This window comes from Variovorax sp. UC74_104 (assembly GCF_044055375.1).
In the GTDB taxonomy this organism is placed as follows: Bacteria; Pseudomonadota; Gammaproteobacteria; order Burkholderiales; family Burkholderiaceae_C; genus Variovorax.
The window spans coordinates 278465-294151 of the sequence record NZ_CP171979.1 but is presented as its reverse complement, the minus strand read 5'-3'; the positions used below and the strand labels follow the sequence as shown (position 1 = coordinate 294151).

At 67.0% G+C, this 15687-nt stretch carries 18 protein-coding genes; 15 read left to right on the top strand and 3 right to left on the bottom strand.

The window, feature by feature from the left end; all coding sequences use genetic code 11:
• The first annotated feature begins 231 nt into the window (after positions 1-231).
• The 10 genes from ACHMXA_RS31990 (at position 232) to ACHMXA_RS31945 (ending at position 7899) form a co-directional block, all read left to right on the top strand.
• On the top strand, positions 232-423 hold the full coding sequence (locus ACHMXA_RS31990) for a heavy-metal-associated domain-containing protein (RefSeq protein ID WP_395322419.1): 192 nt from the start codon (positions 232-234) through the stop codon (positions 421-423).
• A gap of 53 nt (positions 424-476) precedes the next feature.
• Positions 477-2750, top strand: coding sequence for a copper-transporting P-type ATPase (locus ACHMXA_RS31985; protein ID WP_395322417.1), 2274 nt, complete (start codon positions 477-479; stop codon positions 2748-2750).
• Between the two features lie 305 nt (positions 2751-3055).
• A complete protein-coding gene (locus tag ACHMXA_RS31980) occupies positions 3056-3379 on the top strand; it encodes an ArsR/SmtB family transcription factor (RefSeq protein ID WP_395322415.1) in 324 nt (107 codons plus the stop codon).
• A gap of 12 nt (positions 3380-3391) precedes the next feature.
• Positions 3392-3871 (top strand): ArsI/CadI family heavy metal resistance metalloenzyme, encoded by a 480-nt coding sequence (locus ACHMXA_RS31975; RefSeq protein WP_395322413.1) that lies wholly within the window; start codon positions 3392-3394, stop codon positions 3869-3871.
• Positions 3872-3881: 10 nt separating this feature from the next.
• On the top strand, positions 3882-4352 hold the full coding sequence (arsN2, locus tag ACHMXA_RS31970; RefSeq protein ID WP_395322411.1) for an arsenic resistance N-acetyltransferase ArsN2: 471 nt from the start codon (positions 3882-3884) through the stop codon (positions 4350-4352).
• Positions 4353-4376: 24 nt separating this feature from the next.
• The gene (locus tag ACHMXA_RS31965; protein WP_395322409.1) at positions 4377-4886 is read left to right on the top strand and encodes an arsenate reductase ArsC; all 510 of its coding nucleotides are present in this window, start codon (positions 4377-4379) and stop codon (positions 4884-4886) included.
• The gene (locus tag ACHMXA_RS31960; protein ID WP_395322407.1) at positions 4883-5371 is read left to right on the top strand and encodes an arsenate reductase ArsC; all 489 of its coding nucleotides are present in this window, start codon (positions 4883-4885) and stop codon (positions 5369-5371) included. Before ACHMXA_RS31965 ends, ACHMXA_RS31960 begins: the two co-directional genes overlap by 4 nt.
• 4 nt (positions 5372-5375) lie before the next feature.
• Positions 5376-6434: an ACR3 family arsenite efflux transporter gene (gene arsB / locus ACHMXA_RS31955; RefSeq protein ID WP_395322406.1), complete on the top strand. Its 1059-nt coding sequence runs from the start codon at positions 5376-5378 to the stop codon at positions 6432-6434.
• Positions 6424-7137 (top strand): arsenical resistance protein ArsH, encoded by a 714-nt coding sequence (arsH, locus tag ACHMXA_RS31950; protein ID WP_395322404.1) that lies wholly within the window; start codon positions 6424-6426, stop codon positions 7135-7137. Before arsB ends, arsH begins: the two co-directional genes overlap by 11 nt.
• A 543-nt stretch (positions 7138-7680) precedes the next feature.
• The gene (locus ACHMXA_RS31945) at positions 7681-7899 is read left to right on the top strand and encodes a hypothetical protein (protein ID WP_395322403.1); all 219 of its coding nucleotides are present in this window, start codon (positions 7681-7683) and stop codon (positions 7897-7899) included.
• A gap of 275 nt (positions 7900-8174) precedes the next feature.
• Here the strand turns inward: ACHMXA_RS31945 and ACHMXA_RS31940 are convergent, their stop codons facing one another.
• Together ACHMXA_RS31940 and ACHMXA_RS31935 are read right to left on the bottom strand one after the other, a co-directional pair.
• Positions 8175-8492, bottom strand: coding sequence for a CcdB family protein (locus tag ACHMXA_RS31940; RefSeq protein WP_395322401.1), 318 nt, complete (start codon positions 8490-8492; stop codon positions 8175-8177).
• A 7-nt stretch (positions 8493-8499) separates the two neighbouring features.
• Positions 8500-8769 carry a type II toxin-antitoxin system prevent-host-death family antitoxin gene (locus ACHMXA_RS31935; RefSeq protein WP_395322399.1) on the bottom strand — a complete coding sequence of 90 codons (270 nt, stop codon included), beginning with the start codon at positions 8767-8769 and terminating at the stop codon, positions 8500-8502.
• Positions 8770-9116: 347 nt separating this feature from the next.
• Here ACHMXA_RS31935 and ACHMXA_RS31930 point away from each other — a divergent pair, with 347 nt between their 5' ends.
• Positions 9117-9509 (top strand): ATPase, encoded by a 393-nt coding sequence (locus tag ACHMXA_RS31930; protein WP_395322397.1) that lies wholly within the window; start codon positions 9117-9119, stop codon positions 9507-9509.
• A gap of 17 nt (positions 9510-9526) precedes the next feature.
• Positions 9527-9742, top strand: a complete 216-nt coding sequence (locus ACHMXA_RS31925; protein ID WP_395322395.1) for a hypothetical protein — start codon at positions 9527-9529, stop codon at positions 9740-9742.
• 356 nt (positions 9743-10098) lie between these two features.
• On the opposite strand, the gene ACHMXA_RS31920 is transcribed toward ACHMXA_RS31925, so the two are convergent.
• Positions 10099-11217, bottom strand: a complete 1119-nt coding sequence (locus ACHMXA_RS31920; RefSeq protein WP_395322644.1) for a glycosyltransferase — start codon at positions 11215-11217, stop codon at positions 10099-10101.
• Between the two features lie 773 nt (positions 11218-11990).
• Here ACHMXA_RS31920 and ACHMXA_RS31915 point away from each other — a divergent pair.
• The 3 genes from ACHMXA_RS31915 to ACHMXA_RS31905 all read left to right on the top strand — a co-directional run bounded on the left by ACHMXA_RS31915 (position 11991) and on the right by ACHMXA_RS31905 (position 15324).
• Positions 11991-12860 (top strand): prephenate dehydratase, encoded by an 870-nt coding sequence (locus ACHMXA_RS31915; RefSeq protein WP_395322393.1) that lies wholly within the window; start codon positions 11991-11993, stop codon positions 12858-12860.
• A 627-nt stretch (positions 12861-13487) separates the two neighbouring features.
• Positions 13488-13847 (top strand): DUF2958 domain-containing protein, encoded by a 360-nt coding sequence (locus ACHMXA_RS31910; RefSeq protein WP_395322642.1) that lies wholly within the window; start codon positions 13488-13490, stop codon positions 13845-13847.
• A gap of 610 nt (positions 13848-14457) precedes the next feature.
• Positions 14458-15324 carry a DUF932 domain-containing protein gene (locus tag ACHMXA_RS31905; protein ID WP_395322392.1) on the top strand — a complete coding sequence of 289 codons (867 nt, stop codon included), beginning with the start codon at positions 14458-14460 and terminating at the stop codon, positions 15322-15324.
• The last annotated feature ends 363 nt before the right edge of the window (positions 15325-15687 follow it).

The following is a 15687-nucleotide window of genomic DNA, read 5'->3' as shown; positions in this document are numbered from 1 at the left end:
ATCGACCTAGCCTCTGTACTTGGGCCGCTGGTGGTCGGTTGCCGCTGTCCCAGATCCGACCAGGCCGTCATTAGCGGTGTCGACCAAGATGGTTGACCAGGACGGATGGTTGTGTTCGACGTGCGAGCCCGAGTTTCCTCCCCGCGAGAAATTGCGGACGTCTCCCCCCTTGACCTTGACATCGTGTCAACCTGGAGACTGGACGGCCCCCCATCAACGAAGGAGTCTTCCATGCAGGAGTTCGAAATCCAGTCCATGACCTGCGGCGGCTGCGCCGGTCGGGTCACTCAAGCGCTCAAGAAGCTTGACGTGCAAGCGCGGGTCGAAATCGATATACCTGGGCAGACCGTCCGCGTCGAAACTCGGGAGGACCGCGCCAGCGTGATCGCAGCTTTGACGCAAGCGGGATACCCCCCAAAGTGACTGGCTTCGTGCCGCCAGCCTGCCATATCCCCCTTCTTGCCTGGAGAGCTTGAATGAACGAGACATCCCAAGGACAGCCTCCCCATCCCCGCGATCATCACCACGATCATCACCCGCACGAGCATCCTGCGGCAGCGCACGATGAGGCGGTGCCGACGGCGGCGTCCACCACGGCGGCAGATGCAGCCGGTACGGTCTATACCTGTCCCATGCATCCTGAGGTCCGGCAGGATCATCCGGGCAATTGCCCCAAGTGCGGCATGACGCTGGAACCCGAGCTGCCGACGCTGGACGAAGCGCAGGACCCTGAACTGCGCGATTTCAAGCGGCGCTTCCTCTGGACCCTGCCGCTGACGGTCGTCGTCACGGTACTTGCAATGGCGGGCCATCGTCTGCACTGGTTCGAAATGCAGACGCAGAGCTGGATCGAGCTGGTGCTCACCTTGCCGATCGTCCTGTGGGCGGGGTGGCCCTTCTTCCGGCGCGCGGTGCAATCCGTGACGAACCGCAGCCCGAACATGTGGACGCTGATCGGCCTGGGCACAGCCGCGGCATTCGTCTACAGCGTCGTCGCGACGGTCGCGCCGCACGTATTTCCTGCCTCGTTCGTTTCGATGGGGCGCGTGGCGGTGTATTTCGAGGCCGCCGCAGTGATCATTTCGCTGACCTTGCTGGGCCAGCTCCTGGAGCTCAAGGCGCGGTCTCAGACCTCCGCGGCCATCAAGTCGCTGCTGGGCCTGGCGCCGAAGACGGCACGTCGCATCGGCCCCGACGGCGCGGAGGAGGATGTGCCCGTCGGACAGGTGCACGTCGGCGACAGGCTGCGGGTGCGCCCCGGAGAGAAGGTGCCCGTGGATGGGCTGGTTGTCGAAGGCAGCAGCGCTGTCGACGAGTCCATGTTGACGGGCGAGCCACTGCCTGTGAGCAAGCGGGTGGGCGACAAGCTCATCGGCGCAACGCTGAACACGAATGGCGCGCTGGTGATGCAGTCGGAAAAGGTTGGCTCGCAAACCGTGCTCGCGAGCATCGAGCAGATGGTCGCGCAGGCCCAGCGCTCCAGAGCGCCGATGCAGCGGATGGCGGACCGTGTCGCCGGCTATTTCGTCATGGCCGTCATCGCGGCGGCCGCGCTGACGTTCCTCGCCTGGGGGCTCTTCGGCCCGCAGCCGAGCTGGGTCTATGGGCTGATCAACGCCGTGGCGGTGCTCATCATCGCCTGTCCTTGCGCCCTGGGTCTGGCCACGCCGATGTCGATCATGGTGGCCACCGGCAAGGCGGCCACGCAGGGTGTGCTGTTCCGCGATGCCGCCGCGATCGAGAATTTCCGCAAGGTGGATGCGCTCATTGTGGACAAGACGGGGACGCTGACGGAAGGCCGACCTCGCTTCGAGCGCGCGGTGGCTTCGGCCGGCTTCACCGAGGACGAGGTCCTGCGCCTTGCGGCCAGTCTGGACCAGGGCAGCGAGCACCCGCTGGCGGACGCCCTCGTGCGCGCGGCGCGCGAGCGCCATCTCGCGCTTGCGGCACCCGAGGACTTCGAATCCGACAGCGGTATCGGTGTGAGCGGCAAGGTGGGAGGCAGGCTGCTGGTGCTTGGCAACACCGCGTTGATGGCCCAGTCGGGCGTTTCGGTCGCCGAGTTGAAAGCCTCCGCCGATGCGATGCGCGAAGGCGGCGCCAGCGTCATGTTTCTCGCGGTGGAGGGCAAGCCGGCCGGCCTGCTCGCGGTGTCCGACCCGGTCAAGGCCACCACCGTGGAGGCGCTGGCGGCACTCAAGGCCTCGGGCATGCGGGTCATCATGGCGACCGGCGATGGCTTGATCACGGCGCGATCGGTCGCGGCGAAGCTGGGCATCGACGAGGTCCACGGCGAGGTCAAGCCGGCCGACAAGCTCGCGTTGGTCGAGAAACTGCAGCGCGAAGGGCACTTCGTCGCCATGGCCGGCGACGGCATCAACGATGCGCCTGCGCTCGCCAAGGCCGACGTGGGCGTGGCCATGGGAACCGGCACGGACGTCGCGATGAACAGTGCCCAGGTGACGCTGGTCAAGGGAGATCTGCGGGGCATTGCTCAGGCACGGCTCATCTCCGAGCAGACCATTGCCAACATGAAGCAGAACCTCGGCTTCGCCTTCCTCTACAACGCCCTCGGCGTGCCGCTGGCCGCCGGCGTGCTGTTCCCGTTCACCGGATGGCTGCTGTCGCCGATGATCGCGGCGCTCGCGATGAGTCTGAGCTCGGCCTCGGTCATTGCCAACGCGCTGCGCCTGAGAGGCGTGCGCAACGCTGCTCATGGCGATCCGAGCGGCCCGATTCGGCAAGCTTGACGCGTACGCATGCAGGAGCCAGCGTGCAGCCTCCGGTTGCGCCATCGAGTCGGTGTCGGGCGTGCCGCGGGCACGCATGACTCACCGATGCCCGCTGCGGCATCAGCAGCGACATGACCACGAGAAGCGCGCTCAGGCAGCGATGAAGGGAATGCCGGCGGACCTATGGACGCGGGGTGTAGCGCTGCCGACCGAACCGATACGGCGGAAAGTGAGCTTCACCGAGGTGCTCGTCAGCCAAGTGCCAGACGAAGGCATTCAGCGGCTGCGTTGAAATTATTCCATGATTCAACTATTATTGAATCATGGAAGAAAAGAATGTCATCCAGGCCTTGGCCGCTCTGGCCCAACCTGTTCGGCTGCAGGTCTTTCGTGCGCTGGTGGTTGCCGGTCCGGCCGGCCTCACGCCAGGGGTGCTCGCAGAGCGGCTCGAAGTGGCCCCGACGAGCCTGTCGTTCCACCTCAAGGAGTTGGTGCACGCCGGCCTGGTCAGCCAGGAGCGCGACGGCCGCAACCTGATCTATCGCGCGGTGTTCGAGCAGATGAACGCGCTGCTGGGCTACCTCACCGAGAACTGCTGCCAGGGCGAAGCTTGCCTGCCCGCCAGCACCACCGCCTGTGCATGCTGAAGGAGAACCCTCATGAAGCGCTTTCATGTCCATCTTCACGTCGACGATCTGGCCAGGAGCATCGCCTTCTACTCCAACCTCTTCGCGATGCCCCCGTTGCGGGTCGAGGCCGACTATGCGAAGTGGATGCTCGACGACCCGCGCGTCAACTTCGCGATCTCCACGGTCGGGCACGGCAACGGCATCGACCATCTGGGCATTCAGGCCGAGGATGACGAAGAGCTCGCCGAGCTGAAGGCTCGCGGCCAGGCCGCCGATCGCACGCTGCTCGACGAAGGAGAGACCGTGTGCTGCTACGCGCGCAGCGAGAAGCACTGGGTCACCGATCCGCAGGGCATCGCATGGGAGCACTTCAAGACCTTGGACGGCACGGTCCCGGTCTACGGTCAGTCCAGGCCCGCTGCGGAAGCCGAGTCCGCCTGCTGTGCACCCGCTGTCGTCCGAGGCGTCCCGGTGAACGTGGCCGTCAAGGCCAAGGTCGCCTGCTGCTGAGGGCTGAACCATGCCCAAAGATCCCTCTGAATCGCTGGTCAGATCGCTGTTCGTTCGCGCCGAGGCGGCCTCTTTGCCGCCCGTGCGGGCCCTCCTCAGGGATGCGGGCCTTCCGGAGTCCGATCTGCGGGAAGAGCACATGGATGCCTTCTTCGTCAGCCGGGTCGGTGACGAAGGGATCGTGGCCTGTGTCGGCCTGGAGCGATTCGGCGACACCGCCTTGCTGCGTTCCCTCGCGGTTCGCGCCGACGCGCGTGGCAACGGCATGGGCGACCAGGCGCTGCAGACCATGGAGGCCTTCGCTGCATCGAAAGGCGTGCATCGCCTCTGCATCCTGACAACCACCGCAGAGCCTTTCTTCGAGGCGCGCGGCTTCAAGCGCTGTGATCGCACGGCGCTGCCGGCGTCCGTGCAGGCGAGCAGCGAGTTCAAGAGCCTGTGCCCGGCCTCCGCGGTCTGCATGTTCAAAGACATCCCCTAACTCGCCCTACTGGGCAACACCGTCATGACTGACAAGACCTACAACGTGCTCTTCATCTGCACGGGCAATTCCGCGCGTTCCATCATGGCCGAGGGCCTGCTCAACCACCTGGGCAAAGGGCGATTCAAGGCCTATTCCGCGGGCAGCCACCCGGCCGGCAAGGTCAACGCCTACGCGCTGCTCACGCTCGACAAGATGCATCTGCCGGCCACCGGCTATCGCAGCAAGAACTGGGACGAGTTCGCAAAGCCGGACGCGCCCGAGATGGACTTCGTGCTCACCGTCTGCGACAAGGCCGCAGGCGAGGTCTGCCCGGTGTGGCCCGGCCAGCCCATGACCGCGCAATGGGGTGTGGCGGACCCGGCGGCCTTCGCCGGCACGGAAGCAGCCACCGAACGCCAGTTCGTGGACACGGCTCTCGCGCTCAAGCGCCGGATCGAGCTGATGCTGGCCCTGCCGCTGGCCCGGCTCGACACGATGGCCATCCAGCGCGAGATCCGCGACATCGGCAAGGTTCAAAAGGCATCGCAATGACGCTCAACGTCCTCATCCTCTGCACCCACAACTCGGCCCGTAGCGTGCTGGCCGAGGGCATGCTCAACCACTGGGCCCACAAGCTCGGCAAGGACGTGAAGGCGTTCAGTGCTGGCAGCGCGCCCAGCGGACGAATCAACCCCTTCGCCATCGAGGTGCTGCAGGCCGCCGGCGTGAACACCGAGGGCTTTCGCAGCAAGAGCTGGGACGAGTTCGCCACGCCGCCCATGCACGTGGTGATCACGGTGTGCGACAGCGCGGCGCAGGAAGCCTGCCCGTACTGGCCCGGCACGCGCGTCAAGGTGCATTGGGGCTACCCGGACCCGTCGAACACCGACGGCGGCGATGCCGCCAAGCGCCAGGCCTTCGAGCTGACGCGCCAGGCGATCTCCTATCGCATGCTGCAGCTGCTCGCGCTCGACAACCCGGAGGCGATGAGCGATGCCGAGCTGCAGGAGCGCCTGAAGCGCATTTCGGCGAACTGACACCATGAGCGCTGTGATCCAAAGTCAGCCCGTCAAGGCGGCCCCCATGAGCGTGTTCGAGCGCTACCTGACGGTGTGGGTGTTCCTCTGCATCGTCGCCGGCATCACGTTGGGGCAACTGTTTCCGGCCGCGTTCCAGGCAGTCGGCCGTCTGGAGGTCGCCAAGGTCAACATCCCGGTGGGCGTGCTGATCTGGGTGGTGATCATCCCGATGCTGCTGCGCGTCGATTTCGCGGCGCTCGCGCAGGTGAAGAACCACTGGCGCGGCATCGGCGTGACGCTGTTCATCAACTGGGCGGTGAAGCCGTTCTCCATGGCCTTCTTGGCATGGCTCTTTGTGCGCCAGGTCTTCGCCGGCTTCCTGCCGGCCGACCAGCTCGACAGCTACGTTGCCGGCCTGATCCTGCTGGCTGCCGCGCCCTGCACGGCGATGGTCTTCGTCTGGAGCCGGCTGACCTGTGGCGATCCGGTCTTCACGCTGTCGCAGGTCGCGCTGAACGACGCCATCATGGTGTTCGCCTTCGCGCCCATTGTCGGCCTGCTGCTGGGCCTGTCGGCCATCACGGTGCCCTGGGACACGCTCATCACCTCGGTGGGGCTGTACATCGTGCTGCCGGTGATCTTCGCGCAGCTGCTGCGCAAGCGGCTGCTGAAGGACGGACCTGCAGCTTTCGAGCGGGCCATGCACCGCATCGGGCCTTGGTCGATCGCTGCGCTACTGCTCACGCTTGTGCTGCTGTTCGCCTTCCAGGGCGAAGCCATCATCAGGCAGCCGCTGGTGATCGCGATGCTCGCGGTGCCGATCCTGATCCAGGTGGTGCTGAATTCCGGCCTGGCCTACTGGCTCAACCGCAAGCTCGGCGAGAAGCACAGCATTGCGTGCCCCTCCGCGCTGATCGGCGCATCCAACTTCTTCGAGCTGGCCGTGGCCGCTGCGATCAGCCTCTTCGGCTTCCACTCGGGGGCGGCGCTGGCGACCGTGGTCGGCGTGCTGATCGAAGTGCCGATCATGCTGGCGGTGGTCAAGGTCGTGAATTCGTCGCGGGGTTGGTATGAGTCGTGAGCTGCCGAACGTCGACGAGACCCTGTTCGAACGGGCCGATCCGCAGCGACTCTTCCCGTCGGAGCGCTCTGCGCATGCGCCGCGCATCCTGCTGCTGTACGGCTCGGTCCGCGAGCGCTCCTACAGCCGCCTGCTGACCGAGGAGGCTGCGCGGCTGCTTCGCGCACTCGGCGCCGAGACACGGGTCTTCGACCCGCGGGGCCTGCCGCTGCCGGACGCGGAACCCGAGGACCATCCCAAGGTGGCGGAGCTGCGCGAACTCGTGCAGTGGTCCGAGGGCATGGTCTGGACCTCGCCCGAACGCCATGGCGCCATGACCGGCATCATGAAGGCGCAGATCGACTGGATTCCACTGTCCATCGGATCGGTGCGGCCCACGCAGGGCAAGACGCTCGCGGTGATGGAGGTGTCAGGTGGTTCGCAGTCCTTCAACGCCGTGAACCAGATGCGCGTGCTCGGCCGCTGGATGCGCATGCTCACCATCCCCAACCAATCGTCGGTGGCCAAGGCCTTCATGGAGTTCGACGACGCTGGACGCATGAAGCCATCGCCCTACTACGAGCGCGTGGTCGACGTGATGGAGGAACTGGTCAAGTTCACGCTGCTCACGCGTGACTGCGCGGGCTATCTCGTGGACCGCTACAGCGAGCGGCGCGAGAGCGCCGAAGCGCTGTCGAAGCGCGTGAACCTGCGCAGCATCTGATCTGAGCGCATCCTCAGGTGCGGAGAAGAACCACGACGACGATTTTGCTTGGCGTCACCCAGCTTGGCATGGATGGATGGCTTCTTTGGATGTTCGGTGCCTATCGCCAGACAATGCGTCGCCCCCAAATTTGATGAAATTTGGGGCGAGTTCGGGCCTTGGCCGACATTGGGGGCAATGTCAGCCTGACCTGCAAGGGCTAAGTCAGGACGATTGGCCGTGCGTCAGAACAAGTTCTTGATGAAGTTGATCAGCGTGTCGATCAGATCGTAGAGATCGATCATCACGAAGATCCACTCCAGCAGTTATTGAAGCTTGCGCATGGTGTGGTCCACGGGGGAAAGCGCCCTTGCGGGCGAAAAAAACCTCGACCGATGGCCGAGGTTTAAGAAATGAAAAAAGCCCGCGCGGCGAAGCCGTGCGGGCTATGGGCTGCTTAGGAGTTCAGCTTGTACCGCCCTCGAGTAGAAAATCCAAATGGACGGCGGACAAGGCCTCGGCTGAAAGCAAAAAAACCTCGCGACTGCGAGGCCTTTTCTGGACGTGACTTTCCCGTCCGAGCCGAATGCTCCGGGTGAACACCCGCAACAACCTTTTGAAACTTCACACCTAGACCTGGGGCTGGCCACCTTCGTCTGCGTGTCGACCGTGCAGACCCTGGCGCATGGCGCGGTGTCGCATCAGCCGGAGCTTCTTACGGATGACAGGGTGGAGACCTTCATCGACGAAGTGACCCGGCTAGTGATCCAGTACCTTATTTAAGCAGTCAGTTCGCCTTGTTGATCTGCGGCGTGCCGGGTCTTGTGCGGGCGTTTGCTGCTGCCTGCCGATTTGCCGCTGCGAAAACTCCTGACTGGCAATCCAATGGTGAGCGGGGGCACGCGATATGCCCTTTCGAAATGCCTGGCTCGATGCCGACCGGTAGCTCGTGGTTGCTGCCGGTCGTTTCAGCGCTCGCCGAGATCGTGCGGTGTTCGCTTGGGCGCAGGCGCGGGCACGGGCGCGGCGCGCTGGAAGCGTCGTGCCGGAGATTCGACTCAGATTCCGCTGATCACTGCATCGAGCGCGGCCACGAAGTCGCTGGCCTGAGATCGCAAGTTGCCCTGGACAGAGCCCAGATCCTTGACCCGAAAGGGCGCAGCCAGATGGGGCAATGCCACCAGCATCACACCGTTCCAGCCGATGGTCGGACAGAGCGACCGCGGCATCGCCCCCGGCATATGGGCACGCAGTGCCAACGGCATCACGAGGCGGGTCGGGAGCTTGTCGAGGATCTCGCTCTGGATGTCCACCATCCAGGGAATCTCGCCGCGCTGGGTCTTGGAGGGGTTGGCATAGACGTCGAACTGGGCCATCGTGCAATCACCAGGGACGGTAGTCCTCGCCGAAAACACCTACGCGCTCGACAAGCTCGTTCTGGGCGGCAATCCACTCCGCATAACTCTCGTTGAATTCGCGCTTGCGCTGGCCGAGCGTCTTCGTCCGTTCGAGTGCCTCGAGTTCGGCGTAACGGGCAGCCGAGACCATCACCACCGCAACGCGGTCGTTCTTCATGACCTGCACGGGCTCGCGCTCGGCCTGACCCAGGTAGTAGCCAAATCGATTCTTGGCATCGGTGGCACTGACTTGCATGACGGACTCGGGTAAAAGTGATTAGCCATTTTAGCCATTCTTCAAGAAGAATGGCTTGGCATTTCCCCCTTGAAGCGATCCGGTCCTGGTGGGGCATGCGGTGCGTGCATCCGCCTGGGTCTGCTCAGGTGCGGGCGTCGCCGGGAAGCCGGAGGACGGGGGGAAGAGGGAGGACGGGAAGGGCGATCTTGCGGGAGCCTTCAGCGTTGCACGGCGTTCTCGCCGTCAAGGGCTGCGCGCCGCGTTGCGGCGCTGGCGGCCTGGCGGCCGTCGCCGACCCCTGACTGCTGCGCTGCGCCGTGCGGTCCCGGCGGCGGGCAATTCCGCCCGGACAACCGGAGATCGTCATGAACGAGAAATCACATGTTTCGCTGGAACGCCACCTCTGCCTGGTATGCGGCCTGAGCTTCGACACCGGCGGCATCCTGCTCGACGGGCGCCTGCGCCAGCGCATGCAGCGCCACACAGTGACGGGCTGGGGCCTTTGCGAGCCGCACCGCCAACTCTTCGACGAGGGCTTCGTCGCGCTCATCGAATGCGACCCCGAGCGCAGCGGGGTGCCGGCCGATCAGAACCGCATGAAGCCAGAGCAGGCCTGGCGCACGGGGCGACTCGTGCACCTGAAGCGCGAGGCGCTGGCCCGGGCGATCGACGTGGCGCTGGCACCCGAAGTGCCGTGCGTCTTTGTCGAGCCCGGCGTGATCGAACGGCTGCAGGCGGTGGTGGGGCCAGCGCATTGATGCTGCGCTAGGGCTCGTTGCGCCGCTTCGTCGAGCACGAAGCGGCGCTTTTTCTTTGCTTCTTTCTTTCCTTCTTTGCTCCGGCCATGCCGCACGATGCCGGGCACACCGATTGCCGCTGCATCGGTCCCTCGTCGAAAGCCCTCCCTGTCGTCCTTTGCCGGCACATCGTTCAGGCGCTGAGGGCGGCAGGCCCTTCCACCGGCGTGATGAACGCTGCGGATGCGGGTTGACGATCGGGGCCGCCTGGACCGGGCGGGGTGCTGGCGGAGGCTTCGCGGAACGACCGAGAATGTGCGCCTGCTTCGGCTGCCAGTCCTTCCATCGACCGGAAGAATTTGCCGCAGAAGCTGCTGATCCGCCGTGCGGATGAACGTCGGGCGCCCACGCCGTCGTCGAGTGGTGGGCTGTCGGCCCCTGTCGCATGGCCGTCGTCTCGCAGGTCCTGCCGCAGGCCTTTGCGCGGGTCTTGCGGCCTGGACATCATGTCTATTTCGCTGGTGGCTCGCCTGCGATGTGGGAGCGGTCCTCAGGCGCGCGTGGTGTTGCCCGAGCCCGTCCTCGCAATGCCGGCGGCCTCCGCAGGGCCTTATCCTTTCGTGGCCCCGGGCGCCATGCTCGCGAGGATGGCGAGGAGCTCGTCCACGCGATGGGCGCAGGTATGGCGTGCGCGCACCGTGGCGAGGCCGTGCGCGGCCAGCGAGCGGGCCAGCGCGGGATCTTCGAGCACATCGCGCAGGTGCCGCTGCATGGCGTCGCCGTTGCGCGCCACCAAATGGTCGTGCCCCGGCGTGAACAGACCCTCGACGTCCTCCCACGGCCCGCTGACCAGGGGAATGCCGCAGGCGAGCGCCTCGAACATGCGCATCGTGGGAACGCCGGGCAGGGCATTCGCAAACGGCTGGCGTGGCACATGGACCGTCACCGCATGGCGCGCGAACACGGCGGGCATCTTGAAGTTGGGCAGCCATCCCGCGAAGTCCGCGCCCGCCGAATCAAGGCGAAAGAGCGCGCGATCGGAATAGCGCACGCCGTGGATGCGGGCCCTGATCTGCAGGCGCTGCACCGGCCCGAGCACGAACTCCTCGATCTCCGCGGCGCGCTGCGGGTCCCCCCAGTTGCCGATCCACACGAGTTCGCCGCGGCGGGCTTTGGCCTCTCCGGCTCCCGGCATCGGGCGGAACCGCCGCACATCGGCCGCTTCATGCCAGGTCCATGCACGCTGCGCCCAGCCTTGCGCCCGGTAGAGGTCGCGCACCACGTTGCCCAGCGCGAGGACGCCGTCGTAGTGGGACAGGTCGCAAGCCGCCATGGCGCGTGCATCGGTCACCGGGCGGTGGTGCGTGTCGTGAAACAGCAGCCGGTAGCGGCCGCTGTCGCGGCGGTGCAGCCCGATGCGGCGGATCACAGCGGGATCTGTCCATTCGTGGACCAGCACCACGTCGGCCCCGTCGAGCACGGCACCCAAGTCGAGCCTTGCGCGGTCGTACGTCGTGCTCGAGAGCTCCGGATAGAAGCGCGAGAAATCGGCGAACGGCGCGCGCCCGTGCGCTGCCTTCAGGTTGGCGCGGCTCCAGCCCTGCCGCGGCTCGTACACGGCCACCGCATGTCCGCGCGCGAGCAGTTCGCTGCACACGCCGCGCAGAAAGTGCGCGCTGCCATGGTTCCAGTCGGAAACGAGGGAATGGCAGAACATCACGAAGCGCATCCCTGTGGAGTGCACGGGAGCGAGGCCCGGGCTCGTCTGCATCGCTTCCCTCCCTGCCAGGATTGGCTCCTTGGGCTCTCCGGCAATCGGTGTGCCCGGGCTGACGACCAAGACCCACCTGCAGCACGATCAGGCCGTGGCGCGCGGGGCGGCTCGTGAACCCGAAGTGCGAGGTTTCGCTTTCAAGCCGGGCAGGCACGCCAGAGTGCCTGGCCTTGGTCTTCCCCGCTCGGCGGGAATGGGGCGCGGATCGCGATGCGATGCTCTGCACGCACCGCCAAGGGGACGTCGTCCTGTTTTCGATGCGGCATGAGCCCCGATCGGCCACGGTTTTGATGGCCCGCCCAATCGAGGCGCGCGATGCCTGACCAAGAGCAGGGTGCACCGGTTCGCCCGTGCGCTCATCGAGCCCGCCGCCGATGGCCCAGTCCGTGCGTCGAGATCGCGCCTGCGGCCTGTCGGCCCCACGCAACCCCTGCGGGATGCACCCGAACGTGCTGGCAACGATCACGTGCCATCCACGCGTGGCTGCGAAGAGCACGCCGGGCTGCCTGCCGTCTCCCTCCCTCGACGGCCCTCGGCGCACCCTGCCGCGGCGCGCATCCGGGTTGGCCATTGGTTGCGCGCTATGCAACGCCGATGAGCTTGGCACTCGACAGGGCGGGGCGTGGCGTTGTGCGCGCAGTGCCTGAGACGCAAGCGTTGCATGTGGCGCGCCCCGTCGGGATCATCGCGCCGTGCCTGTCCCTCGCTTCCCCGCCCTCGCTTCGACCATGAAAATTCCTCCCCGCTGCGTCGCCGTCATTACCATGCTGTCCATGAGCATCTGCACCGCGGCCGCCGCCCGCATCGGCTACCTGGGGCCGGCCGGCAGCTGGACCCATCAGGCCTGCCTGGAGCTCTTCGGCGAGGCGCAACTCGTCGCGCTCGAGCGCGAGGCGCTCTTCGAGGCCCTGCGCGCGAAGACCATCGAGCGCGCGTGCGTGCCCGTCACGACCTCGGTGGTCGGCGCCACCCCCTACCTCGACGACGTGCTCGCGCTCGATGCGCTCGCGGGCGTGCAGGTGGTGGCGGAGTATCCGAAGGTGCTCGGCTACAGCCTGCTCGCGAAGCCCGGCGCGCGTCGCGAGGACATCCGCACGGTCGTCGCGCACCCCGTGGCGCTCGAGGAGGTCAAGCCCTGGCTCGATCGGGAGATGCCGGACGTGGAGCGCCGGCCCGCGGCCAGCGCGGGCGCGGCCGCGAAGCTCGTGGCGCAGGCAAGCGGCCCGGACATGGCGGCGATGGGGCCGCCGAGTGCGGCGCGCATCCACGCGCTGGCATCTGTCGCCGACGGGATCGAAGAGGGGCCTCACAACACCACGCGCTGGTGGGTGCTGGGCCGCACGATGCCCGCGCCCAGCGGGCGCGACAAGACCAGCCTGCTGCTGAGCGTCGACGAGGCCGGCTTCCAGCGCTCGCTGCAGGCGCTGGCCAGCGCGGCGCAGGTGCTGGCGATCTATGAACGCCCGGGCCGGAAGTCGCTCGACGGGCATCGTTACGTCATCGATGTTGCGGGCCACGCCACCGAGCCGAAGCTCGCCAGGCTGCTCGCGGAACACCGCGAACTGCGCCTGCTCGGCTCCTATCCTCGCCGGTACTGAACACGGCGCACGGCGCTGGCTTCAGGGGACACCACTCCGGGAGGGACTCTGCCCGCGCGAGCGCATCCAGTGCGCCGCGTCACGGCCCCTCGGTCGTGGTGCACGCGCACGACCCCCGTCGGGCGTCGGCGCCGTGGCCCGAAGGCCCGGCCGTTCTCCAGGTGCGGGAGCTTTTCCGCACACACGTCGGGGATGGGCAGGGCAAGGTCGGCGTGGCCGCCCTGGCGGCGGGCGGCGGTTTCGAGTGACCGATGCATCCTCCATCCGGTGCGGAGCCTCCCGTCTGGTCGTCGCGGGGTCTCGTTTCCGATTTCTCGCACGGCGGTGCGCGTGCCTGTGCGCGACGGGTTCCGGGCCCGGCCCGGCTCGCCTCGCTTCGCCTCGTGCCGGGCTGAAGCCAGAAGAGGCGGGGAAGGCCGGAGTGGTTCAGAAGCGGGGATGGTGCGTGGGGCTGGCGTGCTGCTGGCTCCTTCAGCGTGGCACACCGTTCTCGCCGTCAAGGTCTGCGCGCGCCTCTTCGCGGCGCGCTGGCGGCCTCGCGGCCGTCTGCGAACCTTGACCGCTGCGCTGCGGCATGCCGGCGACGGTGCCGGGCAATCCCGCCCGCAACCGTTCAAGGAGAACGCCATGGCTGCTTCCAATTTTTCCTTCCTCACCGATGCGCAGTTCGAACAACTGCTGGCCAACGGCATGCCCTCGTGGGCGCAGGCGGATTTCGATCCGCTGCCGGTGGTCAAGCTCTTCACGCCCGATGCGGGCGCCACCTGGTTGCTCGGTGCGATCGACCCCGGGGATCCCGACATCGCGTTCGGCCTGTGCGACCTCGGCATGGGCTTTCCCGAGCTGGGCTGCGTGCGCCTGTCCGAGTTGGCCGCTCTGCGCGGCATGCTGGGGCTGCCTGTCGAACGGGACCTGCATTTCCGCGCCGACAGGCGATTGAGCGCCTATGCGAAGCTGGCCCGCATGGCAGGTCGCATCCAGGCCTGAAGGCGTCGGTCGGGGCGGCCGAGGCATGCCGCGACCTGTGCGCACACCCTCTTGGCGCGCTTTGTGAGCGCGTCGCGTGCGAAGCGCGCGCCGGCCTCGGGGTGCTGGCACGGGTCGGCACCCCCCGATGCACCGCATCCAGAACCACCGAAGTCGCAGAAGGGGCATGCCTTCCTTCCATCCATTTTTCGCACCGGGCCCGTCGCGGACCTCCGGCTCATGGGGCGTAGCTGCCGGCAACCGGCGATGAAAGGAGCGCGCTTTTTCCTTGCACGCTTTTTCATCGCGCGCAACGGCGACGCCCGCGTGGTGATCGAACGCGGCAAGCAGTTCCAGGACGGGACTCGCCGATCGCTGGCCACCGTCGCTCTTCCCGAAGCCAGGCGGGGCGGCGTTCGCCCCCGGAGGGAGGAGAGGGTGGGGAGGGTGGGGAGGGTGGGGCTTGCCTGTGTCTGGTCAGGGTATCACGCGGTTCTCGCGTTCAAGGCCCTGCGCGCGCTGCGCGTGCTCGGCGCGTGCCGCGCGCCTGCGGCGGCCTTGAGCGCTGCGCTGCCGCGTGAGCGCAGGGCGACGCAGGCAATCCCGCCTGCACGTCACCCAGGAGCACATCATGACGCTGTCCGTTCTTCCTTTCTCCTTCTCGTCCTCTTCTTCCCTGACATCCCCGTCCCGCTCGGCGGCCTTTGCCGCGCAGCGGTCGCTGTCACCGCAGGAGCTCGCGCGCAGCGCGCCGGCGGCGTTCGCCGAAGGGGCCGCCACCTGCACCGGGGCGAAGTACGTCTTCATCAGCACGCGCGACATCGTCGACGCACTCGGTGAAGCGGGCTTTGTGCCGACGCTCGCGGTGCAGACCCGTTCGCGCGGCCGGGATGCGGACCGTGCGGGCCATGCGCTGCACATGCTGCGCTTCCAGCCGGTCGTGCAGTCGCTCTCGCTCGACGACGTGCTCGGCGAGATCGTGCTGATCAATTCGCACGACGGCCGCAGTGCCTATCAGCTCAGGGCGGGGCTGTACCGGCCCGTGTGCACCAACGGCATGCTCACGGCGATCGGCGACTTCGGACTGGTCCACGTGAGCCACCGGGGCCATGTGGTGGCTGGAGTGGTCGAGGCCGCGCAGCGGATCGCGGGCGACTTCGCGCAGGTGGGCGAGGCAGTCGAGGCGATGCGCGGCACTGCGCTCTCGCAGGGGCAGCAGCTGGACTTCGCGCGCGAGGCACTGGTACTGCGCTATCCCGGTCAGGCCGAGCCGGCGGTGCAGCCGGTGCAGTTGCTGGAGCGCCGGCGCATGGCCGACGTCGGTGACGATGTCTGGCGCACGTTCAACGCGATCCAGGAGCACACGCTGCGCGGCGGGCTCGACGGCCGCAGTGCCGCGGGCCGCGCCATGCGAACCCGGGGCATCCGGGCCATCCGCGAGACCGTGCGGCTGAACGCCGGGCTGTGGGACCTCGCGCTGCGGCGCATCGGCCGCTGATGCGCGGCAGGGCCGGAGCAGGGCTCCGGCCCTTTTCTTTCCTTCTTTCTCTTTGCCTTCGCCTTTGCATTTGCATTTCCTCTTTCTGCGTGTTTCCGATCCGACGCCGCGACTTCGGCGCGGCGGTATGGGCGCGCGTCGCCGCGAACCGGTTCGTTGCACCGGCGCGTGGCACCCGCTCGGCTTGCGACCGCTTCCGCGCGCGGCTCGCGTCATCGAGGCGAGGAACGCGGAGAACCCGAGGCCCGCGATGACTCCGGGCCGACACGCACAGCAACCCTTTGGCGCGGAGCTCCGGATCCGCGAGCGGCATGGATGCATCGATGGCAGGCAAGTGCGTGAGGGCGCAACGCGACGGATTGA